At 64.1% G+C, this 16,512-nt stretch carries 13 protein-coding genes and 1 pseudogene; 7 read left to right on the plus strand and 7 right to left on the minus strand.

Going from position 1 to position 16,512, the window contains the following annotated elements; genetic code table 11:
* Nucleotides 1-12 precede the first annotated feature (12 nt).
* The gene (mscL, locus tag IFO71_RS00630) at nucleotides 13-432 is read left to right on the plus strand and encodes a large-conductance mechanosensitive channel protein MscL (RefSeq protein WP_192027580.1); all 420 of its coding nucleotides are present in this window, start codon (nucleotides 13-15) and stop codon (nucleotides 430-432) included.
* Between the two features lie 314 nt (nucleotides 433-746).
* On the opposite strand, the gene gap is transcribed toward mscL, so the two are convergent.
* Nucleotides 747-1,760, minus strand: coding sequence for a type I glyceraldehyde-3-phosphate dehydrogenase (gene gap, locus IFO71_RS00635; protein WP_192027581.1), 1,014 nt, complete (start codon nucleotides 1,758-1,760; stop codon nucleotides 747-749).
* 164 nt (nucleotides 1,761-1,924) lie between these two features.
* Here gap and IFO71_RS00640 point away from each other — a divergent pair, with 164 nt between their 5' ends.
* A complete protein-coding gene (locus tag IFO71_RS00640; protein ID WP_192027582.1) occupies nucleotides 1,925-2,896 on the plus strand; it encodes an L-threonylcarbamoyladenylate synthase in 972 nt (323 codons plus the stop codon).
* A gap of 82 nt (nucleotides 2,897-2,978) precedes the next feature.
* Here the strand turns inward: IFO71_RS00640 and IFO71_RS00645 are convergent, their stop codons facing one another.
* Complete coding sequence (locus IFO71_RS00645; RefSeq protein ID WP_192027583.1) at nucleotides 2,979-4,043, minus strand: GGDEF domain-containing protein; 1,065 nt, start codon at nucleotides 4,041-4,043, stop codon at nucleotides 2,979-2,981.
* Nucleotides 4,044-4,267: 224 nt separating this feature from the next.
* Here IFO71_RS00645 and IFO71_RS00650 point away from each other — a divergent pair, with 224 nt between their 5' ends.
* Both IFO71_RS00650 and IFO71_RS00655 read left to right on the plus strand, forming a co-directional pair.
* Nucleotides 4,268-5,686 carry a M20/M25/M40 family metallo-hydrolase gene (locus IFO71_RS00650; RefSeq protein ID WP_425502854.1) on the plus strand — a complete coding sequence of 473 codons (1,419 nt, stop codon included), beginning with the start codon at nucleotides 4,268-4,270 and terminating at the stop codon, nucleotides 5,684-5,686.
* A 174-nt stretch (nucleotides 5,687-5,860) separates the two neighbouring features.
* Entirely contained in the window at nucleotides 5,861-8,893 is a 3,033-nt protein-coding gene (locus tag IFO71_RS00655; protein ID WP_192027585.1) for an HzsA-related protein, read from the plus strand.
* Nucleotides 8,894-9,061: 168 nt separating this feature from the next.
* Here IFO71_RS00655 and IFO71_RS00660 read toward each other — a convergent pair whose 3' ends face one another.
* On the minus strand, nucleotides 9,062-10,297 hold the full coding sequence (locus IFO71_RS00660; protein WP_192027586.1) for a M61 metallopeptidase family protein: 1,236 nt from the start codon (nucleotides 10,295-10,297) through the stop codon (nucleotides 9,062-9,064).
* Nucleotides 10,298-10,412: 115 nt separating this feature from the next.
* Here IFO71_RS00660 and rsmA point away from each other — a divergent pair, with 115 nt between their 5' ends.
* From rsmA to IFO71_RS00675, 3 genes and pseudogenes are all read left to right on the plus strand, one after another.
* A complete protein-coding gene (gene rsmA, locus IFO71_RS00665) occupies nucleotides 10,413-11,207 on the plus strand; it encodes a 16S rRNA (adenine(1518)-N(6)/adenine(1519)-N(6))-dimethyltransferase RsmA (RefSeq protein ID WP_192027672.1) in 795 nt (264 codons plus the stop codon).
* Nucleotides 11,208-11,230: 23 nt separating this feature from the next.
* Entirely contained in the window at nucleotides 11,231-11,611 is a 381-nt protein-coding gene (gene apaG, locus IFO71_RS00670; RefSeq protein ID WP_192027587.1) for a Co2+/Mg2+ efflux protein ApaG, read from the plus strand.
* 1 nt (nucleotide 11,612) lies between these two features.
* Nucleotides 11,613-12,443, plus strand: a pseudogene (locus IFO71_RS00675) (symmetrical bis(5'-nucleosyl)-tetraphosphatase); the annotation flags it as partial.
* A 222-nt stretch (nucleotides 12,444-12,665) separates the two neighbouring features.
* Here the strand turns inward: IFO71_RS00675 and IFO71_RS00680 are convergent.
* The 4 genes from IFO71_RS00680 to IFO71_RS00695 all read right to left on the minus strand — a co-directional run bounded on the left by IFO71_RS00680 (nucleotide 12,666) and on the right by IFO71_RS00695 (nucleotide 16,440).
* Nucleotides 12,666-13,172 (minus strand): dihydrofolate reductase, encoded by a 507-nt coding sequence (locus IFO71_RS00680; RefSeq protein ID WP_332309280.1) that lies wholly within the window; start codon nucleotides 13,170-13,172, stop codon nucleotides 12,666-12,668.
* Complete coding sequence (locus IFO71_RS00685) at nucleotides 13,169-13,963, minus strand: thymidylate synthase (protein ID WP_192027589.1); 795 nt, start codon at nucleotides 13,961-13,963, stop codon at nucleotides 13,169-13,171. The genes IFO71_RS00680 and IFO71_RS00685 overlap by 4 nt, the downstream gene beginning before the upstream one ends.
* Nucleotides 13,960-14,838, minus strand: a complete 879-nt coding sequence (gene lgt, locus IFO71_RS00690; RefSeq protein ID WP_192027590.1) for a prolipoprotein diacylglyceryl transferase — start codon at nucleotides 14,836-14,838, stop codon at nucleotides 13,960-13,962. Before lgt ends, IFO71_RS00685 begins: the two co-directional genes overlap by 4 nt.
* Nucleotides 14,839-15,006: 168 nt before the next feature.
* On the minus strand, nucleotides 15,007-16,440 hold the full coding sequence (locus IFO71_RS00695) for a hypothetical protein (RefSeq protein ID WP_192027591.1): 1,434 nt from the start codon (nucleotides 16,438-16,440) through the stop codon (nucleotides 15,007-15,009).
* Nucleotides 16,441-16,512 lie beyond the last annotated feature (72 nt).

The following is a 16,512-nucleotide window of genomic DNA, read 5'->3' on the forward strand; positions in this document are numbered from 1 at the left end:
AGGAGACCCTTGATGAGTTTCATCTCCGAATTCAAATCCTTCGCCATGCGTGGCAACGTGGTGGATCTGGCGGTTGGCGTGGTGATTGGCGCCGCCTTCGGCAAGATCGTGTCCTCCCTGGTCAGTGGCATCGTCATGCCCCTGGTCGGACTGATGATCGGCGGCGTCAACTTCAGCCACCTGGCAATCACCCTGAAAGAGGCGGTGACCGGTACCGACGGTGCGGTGGTCACGCCCGCGGTCACCCTCGACTATGGCGCCTTCATCCAGACCATCGTCGACTTCGGCATCATCGCCCTGGCCATCTTCGTCGTCATCAAGCTAATGAACTCGATGCAAAGGAAGGAAGAACAGGCACCGAAAGCGCCGCCCGAACCCAGCGCCGAGGAAAAACTGCTGGCCGAGATCCGCGATCTGCTGAAAGCCCAATAGGCGTTGAACGGCGGCGGGCGGATGGACCATCCTTAACATCGCGTACGGTGCGGCTGGCCGCACCGGCGCCGAACGATCATTGTCCGAACGGTGCGCCAAGGCGCACCCTATGACAGCACCTGCACCGACATCGGGGCAACCCGACTCTTAACATATCGCATGGTGCGCAACATAGCGCACCCATGGCCGAACATCAGGCCCGTCGCGTTATGGGGTGCGGCTTGCCGCACCGGCGCCGAACCATCATTGCCCGCATAGTGCACCAAGGCGCACCCAATGCCATCGCTGCGCCTAGGCGCAACGCCGTGCCAGACTTACTTGGCCGCCATCAAGGCCGCGGTCATGTCCAGCATGCGGTTGGAGAAGCCCCACTCGTTGTCGTACCAGGCCAGCACCTTGACGAAGGTACCGCCGGTGACCTTGGTCAGGGTGGCGTCGTAGACCGAGCTGCGCGCGTCGTGGTTGAAGTCGCAGGACACCAGCGGCTTCGTGTTGATGCCGAGAATGCCCTTCAGCGCGCCATTGGCCGCTTCCGCCACCGCGGCATCGATCTCGTCCTTGCTGGTCGCACGGGCGGCCTGAAAGCACAGGTCGACCACCGACACATTGATGGTCGGCACGCGCATGGCGAAGCCGTCAAGCTTGCCGTTAAGTTCCGGCAGCACCAGACCCACCGCAGCGGCGGCGCCGGTCTTGGTCGGAATCTGACTCATGGTGGCCGAGCGGGCGCGCCGCAGATCGCTGTGATAAACGTCGGTCAGCACCTGATCATTGGTGTAGGCGTGGATGGTGGTCATCAGGCCATGCACGATGCCGATCTTTTCGTGCAACACCTTGGCCAGCGGGGCCAGACAGTTGGTGGTGCAGGAAGCGTTGGAAATCACTGCATGCTCAGCGGTCAGCTGATCATGATTCACGCCGTACACAAAGGTGCCATCGACATCGCTGCCGCCCGGCGCCGAGATGATCACCTTCTTCGCGCCGCCGGCGATGTGGGCGCCGGCCTTGGCCTTGGAGGTGAACAGGCCGGTGCATTCCAGCACCACGTCGACACCGTTGTCGCCCCAGGGCAGCTTGGCCGGATCGCGCTCGGCAAACACCTTGATGCGATCGCCCTTGACCACCAGATCGCCGCCGTCCACTGACACGTCGTGCGGGAAACGACCGTGTGCAGTGTCGTACTGGGTAAGGTGGGCATTGGTTTCGGCATCGCCCAGATCGTTGACCGCGACGATCTGAATTTCATTGTTGCGACCCGATTCGTACAACGCGCGCAGCACGTTGCGACCGATGCGACCGTAACCATTGATGGCGACCTTGATGGCCATGCGAGATGCTCCTGACTTGAGGGAAAGACGCGCGTAGGGCTGGCCGACGCGAAGCGCGGCATTATAGCAATAGCCTCGCCCGCACCGGCCCGCACTGACAGCCGCCTACGCACGATTCGACCTGGGCAGTGCATCCGCCCCCGGCAAGCCGCTACCATTTGCAGATGGATGACCCCGCACTCACGGCCGCGGAATCGGCCCAGCTGGACGCCGCCGTGGCCGCCTTGCAGCGCGGCGAATGTATCGGCCTACCTACCGAAACCGTGTATGGCCTTGCCGCCGACGCGCTGAATCGCGATGCCGTGCGGCGAATTTTTGCTCTCAAGGGCCGGCCCGCCGACCACCCGGTCATCGTCCATCTGCCCGATGCCGGCTCGCTCACTCGCTATGCCCGCGAAGTGCCGCCTGCGGCCCTGGTGCTGGCTGGCAAGTTCTGGCCTGGACCACTGACGCTGATCCTGAAGCGTCATCCCAAGGTGCCCGATGAAATCACCGGCGGCCAGGACACCGTCGGCATTCGAGTGCCGGCCCATCGCTTGGCACGCGCTCTGCTGCAGCGCTTTGGTCGCGGACTGGCGGCGCCCTCGGCCAATCGCTTCGGCCGCATCAGCCCAACCACTGCCGCCCATGTGCGCAGCGAGTTTGGCGATCAGGTACCCCTGGTGCTGGACGGCGGCGCCTGCCAGGTCGGCATCGAAAGCACCATTGTCGATCTCAGCGGCGGCACACCGCGCGTGCTGCGCCCCGGCATGATCAGCTCGGCACAGATCGAGGCGGCCCTGGCCGACCTGGGCACACCGGTAATCGGTTCGGCCAATGCGCAGATCCGCGCGCCCGGGCTGCTGGAAAAGCACTATGCACCGCGCACCGCCATGCGTCTGAGTAGCCGAGCAGCCTTGGCAGCTCCGTCGGCTCATCGCTGCGTGCTGGCCCTCGGCACCTTGCCCGAGGGGCATATCGGCCTGGCCCTGCCCAATGAACCGGTTGGCTATGCCAAGGGCCTGTACGCCGCGCTGCGCACGCTGGACGAAAGCGGCGCCAGCCTGATCGAGGTTGAATCACCGCCGGATGAAGACGCCTGGCGCGCGATTCACGACCGATTGAAACGCGCCGCCGCCGGTTCAAGCCAACACTAACAGGCTGCTGAAGTGAGTCTCAACAGCCTGCTAGCCCAGACCAGGCCTCACGCCACCCAGCGTTAACCAGTGGTTTCACCAATCAGCCGGATTCGCAGCGATTTCGACCGCCCTGCTTGGCACGATACAGGGCCTGATCGGCCCGCTGCAGCGCCGACTGCAGGTCGTCGTCGCTACGCACCCGGGTTACACCGAATGAGGCAGTCACGATACCGACGTCACCGATCGGCGTCGCCTCCAACCGCCCGCGCATGGCCTCGGCCAGAGCCAATGGTTCGTGTTCCGGCTCGCGACAAAGCGCAGCAAACTCCTCCCCACCCCAACGAGCCAACAGCTCGCCGCGCTGCAGAAGACTGGCGCATCGTCGTGCCACCTCCACCAGCACTTGATCGCCGGCTGGATGACCAAACCGGTCATTGATCGATTTGAAGTGATCGACGTCCAACAGGATCAACTGCTGTGGGCCTGCTCGTTGCGCGATCACATTGGCCAGCTGCATCTCGAACGCTCGTCGGTTCGAAAGATCGGTCAGCGGGTCACGCGAGGCCAGCACCCTGGAGCGCAGCTCGCTACGCTGAAGTTGGACCAGCCGGCGCTCCGTGGCAGCGCGAAACGGCACCAGTACAAACGCCATCAGGCTGGCGGGCCCAAGCAGAACCATCAGCTCCTGCCCACGCCGCGTCGTCAATTCATCGCTGTGCAATAGCAGGTAGCCCATGACTGGCAAGGCCACCGGCGCCCAGGTGAGCAGACCAAGCCAGATCACAGTGCGTGGCGGCAGGAACACCAGTTGCATGATCAGCAGACAGAGCATCGCCACGGCAGACGCCGGCAGAGTTTCGACCAGTCGAATGCCGGTGTTCCAGGCGTCGACCACGAACACCAGGGTCGATCCTGCCAGCACGCAGGCCAAGGCCAGACTCAGCCACATCATCAACCAGCGCGCCCGCCTGGGCAGCCAATGCAAGTAAATCAGACCGAACAACGAAATCAGCGCCAGGCTGAGCGGAACGACGTGATCAAGCGGATGCGGGGCAGCTGTGCGGGCATGCCAACCGGCCACGGCAAAACCGGTGATAGCTCCCACTGCCAATACCAGACGCGCCAGTCGGGCGTAGAACGCCTGCCGCGGGTTCAAGAGCGTCATAGGCGCGCCTGCCGCGCGACGGCTGCCGGCAATCGATGCATTCGCCCGACCACACGATCATTCATCGCTGCCTGCTCGCTGCCATGCTCCCATCGGCGCAGTGTAAGGCGAAACCGCGGGCGGGCATCAGCACCGACTGGGCAGGAGTGGGTCGAGCCATCACTTGGCCTTGAGGGGCTATACAGGCACACTCCCCGGTCGACTTTTCCATTCACGACCGACGCATGCCCGCATTCGATTCCGTTTCATCGTGTCGCCGCGCACCCTTGGGCGGCGCTCTTCTAGGCTTGGTCTTGGCCATCGGCGCAAACAGCGCCGTGGCCGGCCCCGACGCTGACACCCTGGCGCAGATTCGCGAACACGCGTTGAGCGGCAACCTGGCCTTTGAGCTGGTGGAGTCGCTGACCACCGAAGTCGGCCCCAGATTGGCCGGCAGCGAGGGCGACGCCCGCGCTCAGGATTGGGCCGAAGCACGTATGAAATCGCTGGGTTTCGACAAGGTCTGGCGCGAACCGGTGGAGATTCCGCACTGGAAGCGCCGCCATGAGCGCGCCACAGTACTGGGCGAGTATGCCCAGTCGCTGCATATCTCGGCCCTGGGTCACAGCATCGGCACCGGCGGCCCAATCGCCGCCGAAGTCGTGGAACTGGCGGATCTGGCTGCACTGAAGGCGATTGAGGACGACCGACTTAACGGCAAGATTGTCTTCGTCAATCACCGCATGACTCGCGCCATCAATGGTGCCGGCTACTCAATTGCCGGCGATATTCGCTCACAAGGCCCGAGCGAGGCAGCCAAGCGCGGTGCGATTGCCTTTGTCATGCGCTCGGCCGGCACCGACAGTCATCGCTTTCCGCACACTGGCAATACCAAGCGGCTGGAAGGCGTGCACGTCATCCCATCGGCGGCCCTGTCCAATCCCGATGCCGAACAGCTGCATCGCTTGCTCAAACGAAAGCCAGACCTGCAATTGCAACTGGACATCGACGTCGGCTTCGACGGCACCACCACCACCCACAACGTGATCGGCGAAATCAGCGGCCGCGTGCCGGGCAGCGGCATCGTCGTGCTCGGCGCACATCTTGATTCCTGGGACAACGGCACCGGCGCCGTCGATGATGGCGCCGGCATCGCCATCACCATGGCCGCCGCGGCCAAGCTGATCGAGCGCGGGCAGCGCCCGCGACGCAGCATTCGCATGATCGCTTTCGCCGCCGAAGAAGTCGGCTTGCTCGGCGCCAAGGCCTATGCCAAGGACAATGCACAGCTGATGGAACGGCATGTAGTGGGCATGGAAAGCGATTTTGGCGCCGGCTCGATCTACGCCATCCAGACCAGCGCTCGCGGCACGGCGCTGGATGCGCTACAGCCTCTGTTCGACGCGCTGGCACCGCTCGATATCGCGTTCGCCGAAGGTGGTTACGGCCCAGGCCCAGACATTCTGCCGATGCGCGACGACGGCGTGCCCTGGTTCGCCCTGAAGCAGAACGGCATCGACTATTTCGACGTGCACCATACCGCCGACGACACCCTGGACAAGATCGTGCCGCAAGCCCTGCCGCAGCAGGTCGCTGCCTATGCCCTGGCGACCTGGTTCATGGCCGACAGCCAAATCGAACTACGCGCGCCGGCTGACCTCTAAGGAAGGCCTGAACGCCTCGCGTCTGCCCCCGGAAGACAACCGCTCGGCGGAACACTGCCCTGCGGATACCGCGTTCGCTGGCCGACGCAGGTAAGCTGCGGCCGCCTGTCATCAGGCGCGCCGATCAACACAACAAGCCGATCCGGCGCGAGTTTCATTGCCCGAGGAGGCAGCATGCGCTCGATCCTACTGCTGTCGTTGCTGCTCTGCTGCAGCGTCGCCGCTGCCCTGGAACTGCCGATCGTCTACAGCCGCTGCCCGCGCACCACGGCCAGCGCCACGGTGACAGCCGAGCTGACCATCGCTGGCGCGCCGCAGCAAGTCAGCCGCAGCCTGACCGGTCTCGACGTCTACGACGTGCTGCCCGATGTCAGCAACTTTCTCAGCGGGTTCAATGCCCCCTGCGACCTGATCTATCGGGCCGCCAATGGCACCGAGCGCGTGCTGTATGACTGCTCGTCCACATCGAGCGCGGAAAACGCCTGCGCCGCACTCGACCCCAGCGTGTCGTTCGATGGTCAACGGGTCGCCTTTGCCGTGTTTCGCGGTGCCCTGGTCGGGCGCAATGAAAACATTCATCCGCGGGTGATTCATCCCGACGCCGAAAACAGCAACTACACCGCCCTGCCGCTGCCCAATCGCTTTCTCAATGCCAGCGAAGCGCAACTACATGTGGTGAACATCAGTAACGGAGAGGTCACTGCCCTGCCCTACGTCAGTGGCGAGTTCGATAGCGGCCCGGCCTTTCTGCCCAATGGTCGCCTGTTGTTTACCTCAACCCGCGATGGCAACCGCAGCACCATCGTGTTTCGCACCGGCACCAATGGTCAGCGCGGGGTTCGGCTGTGGTCGATGGATGATGATGGCCGGAATGTCGACCTGGTCAGCCATCACAGCCTGGGCCAGGAACAGCATCCCTTTGTGCTTCGCGACGGCCGAGTGGTGTATTCGAGCTGGCAGGTCGGCATGGCGCAACCGTTTCGGCATACCAATGGCAGCATCGGCGGCTTCACCACCCTCGGCAACCTGTTCCACCTCTACACACAGAACCCCGATGGCGCCGAGCCGTTCGCCTTCTATGGCCAGCATAGCGGCGACCATGCCACCACCACCGCGCTGGGTCATGACCACAAGGCCGCTCACTTCATCACCCAGGATGGCAACGGCCGAGTCTGGTTCGCTGATTACTACCGCGGCAACAACAACGGCCTTGGACATATCGTTGGGGTGATGCCCGAGCCTGAGGGCCAGGAAGGCATTGGCCCGGACGAACACCCGCTGCGCGGCGATCTCTATGCACCACGTGACGCCATCAGCCTGGCCGCCTGGAGCAGCAGCACCGACTCGATGGCCCAGCCGATGCCCGCACCCGCGGTCAATGTACCCAGCTACGCCGATCCGCTGCCGTACGCCGGCAAGCTTGGCCACCCCGCGGCACTGCCGCAGGATCGCCTGCTGCTGTCCTGGGGCAAGGGCGCCTGCAGTACGGTATCGAGCTCGCAGATCTTCTCGGCCCTGGGCCGTCCGGTGCCCCCGCTGACCTCCGGCAGCGGCGGCGGCACCGCCGCCAATGTCATCACCTCACTCAATATGGACACACCAGGCTGCGACCTGGGCATCTATGTCGCTGACAGCATTCCCTCCCTGCACCCCGGCGACCTGAGCCTGGTGGTCGACCGCCGCGAGTGGCACGAGTTGATGGCGAAACCTGTCGTTCAGTATCGCGACATCCATGGCATCAACGCACCCCTGCTGCGCCCTGACGCCCATGCCGTCAGCGCCCACGACGCATTACCGAAAGGCACGCCATTTGGCCTGCTCGGTGCTGCTTCAATCATCGATCGCGAAACCCACCCGCTCGACGGTATCCATTTTGCCGGCGAGCACCAATTCAACGCGCAGGGCACCGATACCATTCGCTACACCGACGACGCTCTGTGCGGCGTGCGCATCCTCGCCGCGGCGCCCAACCGAGGCAATCAGGCCTACACCGAAATCGCCAATCTGGCCGGCGAGCGCCTGAGCATCCTGGGCGAGTTTCCAGTGCGCAAACGCGATGTTCAGGGCAACCTGCTGCTCGACCCCTCGGGCGACCCCGACACCAGTTTTCTGGTGCGCTTTCCCGCCAACACCGCCTACTTCATGCAGGCCATCGACTGCCACGGCCGCACCTTGAATACCGATCAGACCTGGCAACAGCTGCGCCCCGGCGAAAGCAAGACCTGCGGTGGCTGCCATGTGCATTCGAAGGCACCGCGCAATCACTTTGCGGCCACCGCCGCAGCCGCCGCCGGCTTTCAGCCCTGGCGGCTTGGCGAAGGTCAGGTGCCCCTGCTGGTCGGAGAATCGGCGCAGCAGGCCCAGATCCGCCAAGTCGCTGGCTACGGTCTGCAGATCGACCTGCAGCGCGACATCATGCCGATCTTCCAGTCGCGCTGCGTGTCCTGCCATGGCGGCGCCAACCCGCAGGCCGGGCTGGCGTTGGATCGTCCGGGCACCCAGGGGCCTGGCAGCCAACCGGCCTCGACCTGGTGGTGTCTGGTCCGTGACTACACCCAGCAGTGCGTACCCGAATCACTGCGGCACACTACCAGCAGCGGCAGCACCGCCCTGCGCCGTCCGCAGGTGTCGCGCCACGTGCGAGCCTTCAATGCCCTCGGCAGCTTGCTCTACTGGAAGGCCGCCAATCAGCGCACCGACAATGTGCTGGATAGCGACTTCAGCGCCGCCGACGGCAATGCCGACCACGACATCGACTTCGGCCTCGATCACCCGACCACCATCACCGAGGAAGAACTGGGCCTGCTGTCGCGCTGGATCGATCTCGGTGCGCCGGGCGGCAACGCGGAACTACGCGACACCACCCGCCCGACCCTGACCGTGTTCGCTGACCGGCAAGCCGGCCAACTCGAACGGCTCAGAATCGGTTCGGTCGATGTCGGTACTGGCATCGATCCAGCCTCCCTGGTGGTCTGCTTGCTCGACAACAGCGGGAACTGCCAGCAGAGCTGGCCGGCCCTGGCCTTGCCCCATGGCGTGCGTGCGATCGATCTTTCGCCGCCCCTGAGCGACCCCAATCGCGAGATCGAAGTCTCGGTCGGCGATCTTGCCGGCAACACCACCCGCGTACGACGCTCAGTCGGCTTCCTGCTCGAACAGACCAATCCGACAGGAGGAAACGATGTGTTCGAGGATGGCTTCGAGTAAGCATCGCCGGCTGGCAGCACGGAACTCGCCGCGCTCAGCGCTCGCTGAGCCGGTCGAAGCGAGCCTCGACAGCGCGTGGCGCAAGCCGGCGGCGCGGCGCTTGACCCAGGCCGGTGGCAGGGCGTTCGGGCAACGCTACGCTCATCGAAGCAAAGCTACACCATCAGCTCAGGGGTCCAGCACCGAGCTGCGTAGAACCTTCGATGGCTTGCCGATCACCTGGTCAGCGGCATCGCGCAATTGCGGCAGGGTGATTCGGCCCTTGCCGACCAGTTGCTGGGTGACCGCATCGATATTTTGCTCACCGCCGGTCGCCTGCTCGATTTCCTTGTTAAGGTCGGCCAGCAAGGTGACGCCGCGCGCGGTGCGCGGGCCGGAGGATGACTTGGCACTGAGGGATTTGACCTTACGCCCATGATTTTTCATCCAGGCGTATGCCTTGTCAGCGCGCGAGTCGGAGATCAGGCCGCTGCGGGCCAGCATCTGAATCGAATAGAACTCGGCAAACGCCTCGGCGATCCAGTCCTGTCCCTTGGCGCCGCGAATGCGGGTGATCACATGCACCAGTTCGTGCAGCAGCGAGGACGTGCCGTTCTCGCTGATCATCGGACGATCAGCATGCAGGTACAGCGAGTTCGGTGACGACAGGCCGCCGCGCCACATCGGGTCGCCGGCACCGGCAATCAGCACCTTGGGCGGCAGTCGACCAAAGGCATGCCGCATCTCTTCTGCGCTGCTGATCACGAACGCTAACACATCGTTTCGCCGCAGCGTGTCGCCCTTGGGCGCCGCCACCACCACTTCAAACTCGGGCAGGTACTCGCGTCGTGTCCCCACTTCACCGGCAATCACCCAGCCCAGGGGCTGCTGGAAGCGGCGTCCAGGGTTGTTGATCTGGAATACGTCGTCCTTGGCCTGATCCCGCTGATAGCCGAGTTCGGCATTGGTCCAGCCCTGCGGCAAATCAAAGCGCAGGAAGGCCTTCGCCTCGGCGCCGTCGGGTGCAATGGTGGCGGCCGGCGGAAACAGCCGATCAGCGCGAAATAGCGCCCATTCGGGCGTGATACGGGCATCGTATTCGTGCTTGCCGCGCCGCCGATCGACCTGATACGTGAAGCGCAGCGTCGCCTTGCTGTCCTCCGGCGGGCGCCAGGTCAGAGTCGTCTTGTCGACGTTGATCTGACCGTCACCGGCGAACCCTGCATGCCGCTCCGGATCGAGCTTGAAGCGCAGCCGCTTCAGATGCCCGCTGCCCGGGGTCACGGTGATGGCCAGACTGGCCAGCCCTTCATCGGGCTGAAAACCCAGCCGATAGTCGACCCGATAGCCAGGCGGTGCGTCGGCGTCGGCCCGGAAAGAACCGAGCAGCAGCACCCAAACGCACAATCCGCGAATCAACCGCATGCATCTCTCCCAATCCTGAGACAACAGTGTACCGGCATGGCCCAGCCAGCCGATCTGGCTTCGACAAGCGCGGCCTGAGCCGTTACGCTTGCCGCCCGCCCTAGCCGCGCCCGCCATCGTGAGCCTCGATCAGCACCGCCACAAGAAAGCCTTGGGCCAGCACTTCCTGCACGAGCGCGGCGTGGTGGATCGCATTATCCGGTCGCTGGCACTACGCCCAGGTGAACGGGTGGTTGAGATCGGCCCCGGCGCCGGGGCACTGACCTTTCCCTTGCTCGAAGCGCATGGCGACCTCAGCGTGATTGAGTTCGATCGTGATCTGATCGAACCGCTACGAGCGGCGGGTGCGACGCGAGGCAAGCTGCACATCGTGCATGCCGATGTTCTAACCGTCGATCTGACCGCATTGGCCGCAGGTACACCGTTTCGTCTGGTCGGCAACCTTCCCTACAACATCTCCTCGCCCATCCTGTTTCATGTACTGGATCACGCAACAGCCGTGATCGACATGCACTTCATGCTGCAAAAGGAAGTGGTCGATCGCATGGCCGCCGCACCGGGTGGCAAGGATTACGGCCGACTCAGCGTGATGCTGCAGGCCTACTGCGAGGTCATTCCCTTGTTCGTCGTGCCACCCGGCGCCTTCCGGCCGCCACCGAAAGTCGACTCGGCCGTGGTGCGAATGAAGCCGCTGCCGGCAGATTCCATTGCCATCGCCGATCGCGCCGGGTTTGCTGCCCTGGTCAAGCAGGCCTTTGCGCAACGGCGCAAGACCTTGCGCAATACCCTCAGCGGCCGGGCCAGCCCGGCGCAGATGGAGGCGGTGGGCATCGATCCCGGCGCTCGCGCCGAAACACTGTCGGTCGAGCAATTCATCGCTCTCGCCAATCACCTGCACAGCACGCCGTGAACAGCCCTCGTACAATGCCGGCCATGAACGATCACGACCCCTCCATCGATATTCAGGCGGTATCGCGCTACCTGGCTGATCAGTCCGATCCTGACGACCACCGCTACGTATTTGCCTACACCGTGCGGCTGCAGAATCGCGGCAGCCAGGCGGCCCAGTTGATCAGTCGACACTGGGTGATCACCGACGGCAATGGCAAGGTGGAGGAAGTGCGCGGCGATGGCGTGGTCGGCAAGCAGCCCGTGCTCGAACCCGGTGAGAGTTTCGAATACAGCTCAGGCGCCGTATTGGAAACCGCGGTCGGCAGTATGCACGGCAGCTACCACATGCAGGCCGAGGACGGCACCGCGTTCGACGCCGCCATCCCGACCTTTACCCTGTCTGTGCCACGGATGTTGAATTGACGTGACCACTTGGGCAATAGGCGATCTGCAAGGCTGTTACGACCCGCTGCAGCGATTGCTGGAAAAAATCAATTTCGACCCGGCGCATGATCGGCTGTGGTTCTGTGGCGACCTGGTCAACCGCGGCGGCCAGTCGCTGGAAACCCTGCGCCTGGTGCAGAGCCTGGATATTCACAGCGAAGTGGTGCTGGGCAACCATGATCTGTCCTTGCTCTCGATTGCCGAGCGCCGAGAGGACGAACAGCGCCGGGTCAATCCTGATCTGCAGCGCGTGCTATTTGCCGAAGATCGCGACAAGCTGCTCGGCTGGCTGCGCCAGCGCAAGCTCTATCACCAGGACATGGTGCTCGGTTGGGCCATGGCGCACGCCGGCGTGCACCCGAAGTGGAACCTGAAGGTCGCTGCCAAACGTGCACAGGAAGTCGAACGCATCCTGCATGGCAAGAACTGCGGCAAGCTGCTCAAGGTGATGTACGGCGACCGCCCGCAGTGGTCGCCCAAGCTGACCGGCCTTGAACGCCAGCGCGCCATCATCAATGTATTCACCCGCATGCGCTACACCACGCCGCAGGGGCGCATCGCCTTCGAACAGAAAGGTCGACCCGGCAGCCAGCAATCCGGCCTCTACCCTTGGTTCGAGGCCCCGGAACGCAAGCCGATGGATCTACGCGTGGTGTTCGGCCACTGGTCGACGCTGGGCCTGTTCATGGGCTACGGCATTCACGCCATCGACACCGGCTGCGTCTGGGGCGGCAAGCTCACTGCGCTGGAGCTGAGTCCCGCCGGCGAACTGCCGCGCATCGTACAAGTACCGGGGCGAGCAGTGCCGGCTGGCGAAGCCGCCAAGGATGATTGAGTGTTGAGAGCCGGGATCCGGGATCCGGGATTCGGGATTCGGGATTCGACAAAGCTTGGAGCCCCTCCCTGGCGGGGGAGGGGTTGGGGAGAGATCGATGCGCACTGATTTTCGCGCGCCGGCTGGTGCCCCGGAACTCCCTCCCCGATGTTCGGGGAGGGCCGGGCCAGGTTCGAAGCGCAGCGCTGATTCGACCAATCACCAATCACGGTTCTTCGCGTAATCCACAAACTCAAACGCGTGCGCGTGCCGTTGGTCGGCGGCGTGGGCTTCTCGTTTCACCACACTCCAGGCCGCATCATCGAATTCCGGAAACCAGGCATCGGCCTGTTCGACTTCGATATCGACATGGGTGAGGTACATCCGTGTCGCCAGCGGCAGACACAGGGCATAGATCTCGCCGCCACCGATGACGCAGATCTGCTCAACCTCGCCGGCACTGCGCACGGCTTGCGCGAGGCTACGCACTATCTGCATGCCTTCATATGGCGCCTGCCCTTGCCGACTCAACACCAGATTCAATCGCCCAGGCAGGGCGCGACCGAGTGATTCGGCGGTCTTGCGGCCCATCAGGATCGGCCTGCCCAGGGTCAATGCCTTGAAGCGCTGCAAGTCATCCGGCAGACGCCAGGGCAGCTGGTTGCCACGCCCGATCGCGCGCCTGCGATCGAGTGCCGCCAGGATGACCAGCTTGGGCTGACTCACACCGCCACCGGCGCCTTGATGGCAGGGTGCGGCTCGTAGCCTTCGATGGCGATGTCTTCGAAGCGAAAGGCGAACAGATCGCGTACCTCGGGGTTCAAGCGCAGTCGGGGCAACGGCCGCGGCTCGCGCGCCAGCTGGGTGCGCGCCTGCTCGAAGTGGTTGCTGTAGACGTGGGCATCGCCGAAGGTGTGAACGAAGTCGCCCGGCTGCAGGTCGCAGACCTGGGCAATCATCTCTGTCAGCAGGGCATAGCTGGCGATATTGAACGGCACGCCGAGAAAGATATCGGCCGAGCGCTGATATAGCTGACAGCTTAACCTGCCGTTTGCCACATAGAATTGAAACAGGGTGTGGCAGGGCATCAGAGCCATCTGCTCGAGCTCGCCGACGTTCCAGGCCGAAACGATCAGCCGGCGCGAATCCGGGTTGCGCCGAATCTCGTCCAGCAGCCAGCGAATCTGATCGTGGACGCGGCCGTCGGGGCCTTGCCAGCTGCGCCACTGCTTGCCGTACACCGGCCCCAGTTCGCCGTCGGCATCGGCCCACTCATCCCAGATGCTGACGCCGTTCTCCTTCAGGTAGGCGATATTGGTCTCGCCGCGCAGGAACCACAGCAGCTCATGGATGATCGAGCGCAGATGCAGCTTCTTGGTGGTTACCAGAGGGAAGCCCGCGGACAGATCGAAGCGCATCTGCCAGCCGAACACCGAGCGCGTACCGGTGCCGGTGCGATCGCCCTTTTCAACACCGTGTTCCATCACATGACGCAGAAGGTCGAGATAGGCTTTCATGCACTCGCCTCCGTCAGCACCGGAGTTCGCCGGCTATGCCAGATCCAGGCCAGACCGAGCAGCACCAGAGGCAGCGACAGCAGCTGGCCCATGGTCAGCCAGTCGAACGCAATGAAGCCGAGATGAGCATCGGGCTCGCGAACGAATTCGATCAGGAAGCGGAACAGGCCGTAGCACAGTGCGAACATGCCGGCCACGGCGTAACGACCACGCGGACGCGACGAGAACCACCAGAGGATGGCAAACATCAGCACGCCTTCGAGCAAGGCCTGATAAAGCTGCGAGGGATGACGCGCATAGGCATCGAGCGCACCGCTCTGGGCCAGCTGGCGCAGCTTGTCAGCCCCCATAGCCTGCAGGTGCGCCGGCAAGGCATGCGGAAACACCACCGCCCAGGATACATCGCTGACCCGCCCCCACAGCTCGCCGCCGATGAAATTGCCGATTCGCCCTAGGCCAAGGCCGATCGGCACCAGCGGCGCAACAAAGTCCAGGGTGTCGATCAGATGCAGCCGGTGACTGCGCGACCACCACCACAGCGCAGCGATCACGCCCAGCAGGCCGCCATGAAAGCTCATGCCGCCTTCCTTGATTCGAAACAGCAGCAAGGGATCGTTGAGCAAGTCGGCAAAACCGTAGAACAGCACATAACCCAGGCGTCCACCGAGCACCACGCCGAGCATGCCGTAGAACATCAGATCGCCGTAAGCCTGCGCCGTCACCCCCGGCAGGCGGCCCTGAGCGACCCGTCGATGGCCGAGCCAATAGGCCACACCGAACGCCGCCAGATACATCAGGCCGTACCAGTGAATGCCGTGCGGCCAGAATGGCAGCGGAATCGCGATCGGATCGATATCGTGTACGTAAGGGTGCATGCGAACTCAGACGGAATGGGCAGACGCGGACGCGCAGGCGGCCAGCGGCGGATTCTACCGGGTCGAGCGCCTCAGCTGGCCGCCGCCACCGGAATCCTTCAGCTAAGTAATTGATAACAGGTGATAATCAAGGCCCGCCCTCGGCGTTCGGCGTTCGAATTGCGCGGGTCAACACTCATCCTTTGCTCCTGGTGCTGATGGCGGCGCCAGCGGACGCGCTTCGGTGCCCATACACAGCGCGTGCTCAGCCGGCCTGAGAATGGCGACCACCGCAGGCGGCGGACCATCGTCGGGTGCTTGCCGCAACAGTTCAGGCAGGGCGGGAAAGTCGGTGCGCGCCTGATAGGCAGAGAATCGCGTCTGCAGAGCATCGCGCTCAGCCTCCGACACGTGTTCGCCCAAGGCGCGGACAAAGGCCTCAGGTCGCCACAGCCGCGTCGAAGGCAGATGGCGCTCGGCAAATCCGGCCAGCGCCTGATCCAGGGAGTAGCCCGCTGAGCGCAGGGCCAGATCGGTCTGCAGCCAGAACGCCGCACCGCTCCAGTACACCCGCATGGTGGAACCACGTGTTCTGCGGCGCGACACCTCGTTCAGTGTCGGCGCCCCCGCAGGCGTGGCCGCCTGACCACGCTCAAAGCCGGCGCGCAGGCGACTCCAGGCCTCGACCTCACTTAGCTCGCCGCTTCGACTACGCGCCACGTTCTGGTAATAGCTGGCCAATCCCTCCGCAAGCCAGCGACCACGATCGCCCATGAATGGGTGCAGCAAATGGGCCATTTCGTGGGTGGCAGTCCAGTCCGACGCGCGCGCAGTCGGTTCCACCGCAGCACCAAGAAACAGGTGCACCGCTGATCCCCCGCCCCGGGTCACCTGCCCCCAAGGCACCGGCGAGCGCACGCCGGGCAAAGGCAGCAATACGACCTGGGTCGATCCGCTGGGCCAACGCGGCGCACTGGTCAGCAAATTATCTGCTGTGCGCTGCATCCACTCACGGAGGCCTGGCGGTGGCGTATCGACACTGGGCAGCACGGACACTCGCAGCTCGCCACCGGGCACCATCACTCGCTGCTCCTGACCGACAAACCAGGCCACCGTGCCCGGCCAATCCTGCGGAGTGGCACCCAGCACCCGCCAGCCATCGTTGGCGGCCGGCCAGGGCGCACTGATCGCCCAGCCATCCGCTGCCGCGAAACGCAATCGGTCGCGGTCACTGAACTCACTGGGTCGCCACAGCCAGGCGGCAATCGGCGCCCGATAATAGCGATCGGATCGATAGCCCAGGCCCCAACGATCACGTTCGGCGATGGCCTGCAGATCGATCAGCCAGTGCAGACATTCGCCTGCCTGCACCTCGAGGGTCTGCACGCGTTCCCCGCGCCACACCAATGCTGCGCCGGAGGAACGGCGCAGCGCCACTATGTCCGCCATCTGGCCTGCAGGTGCCTGCCAGTCGATTCGCTCTGCGGCCGCGGTAGCACAGGCATCAAGCGCGAGTCGCGCCTCGCCCTGGACAAAGCGCAGCTGCACCTCGTACTCGATGGGCGGCGCCGCCTGCACAGTCAGGCCGCAGCACTGCAAGATGAGAATGCCGATCCAACGCATGGGTCTGAGCATGCCAGGGCCCGCGCTGCGCCTGCGTGAATCCACTCAGCACGCAGAAGCGCAGTCACTGCA

Origin of the sequence: Pseudomarimonas arenosa (assembly GCF_014841215.1) — a bacterium.
In the GTDB taxonomy this organism is placed as follows: Bacteria; Pseudomonadota; Gammaproteobacteria; order Xanthomonadales; family Xanthomonadaceae; genus Pseudomarimonas; species Pseudomarimonas arenosa.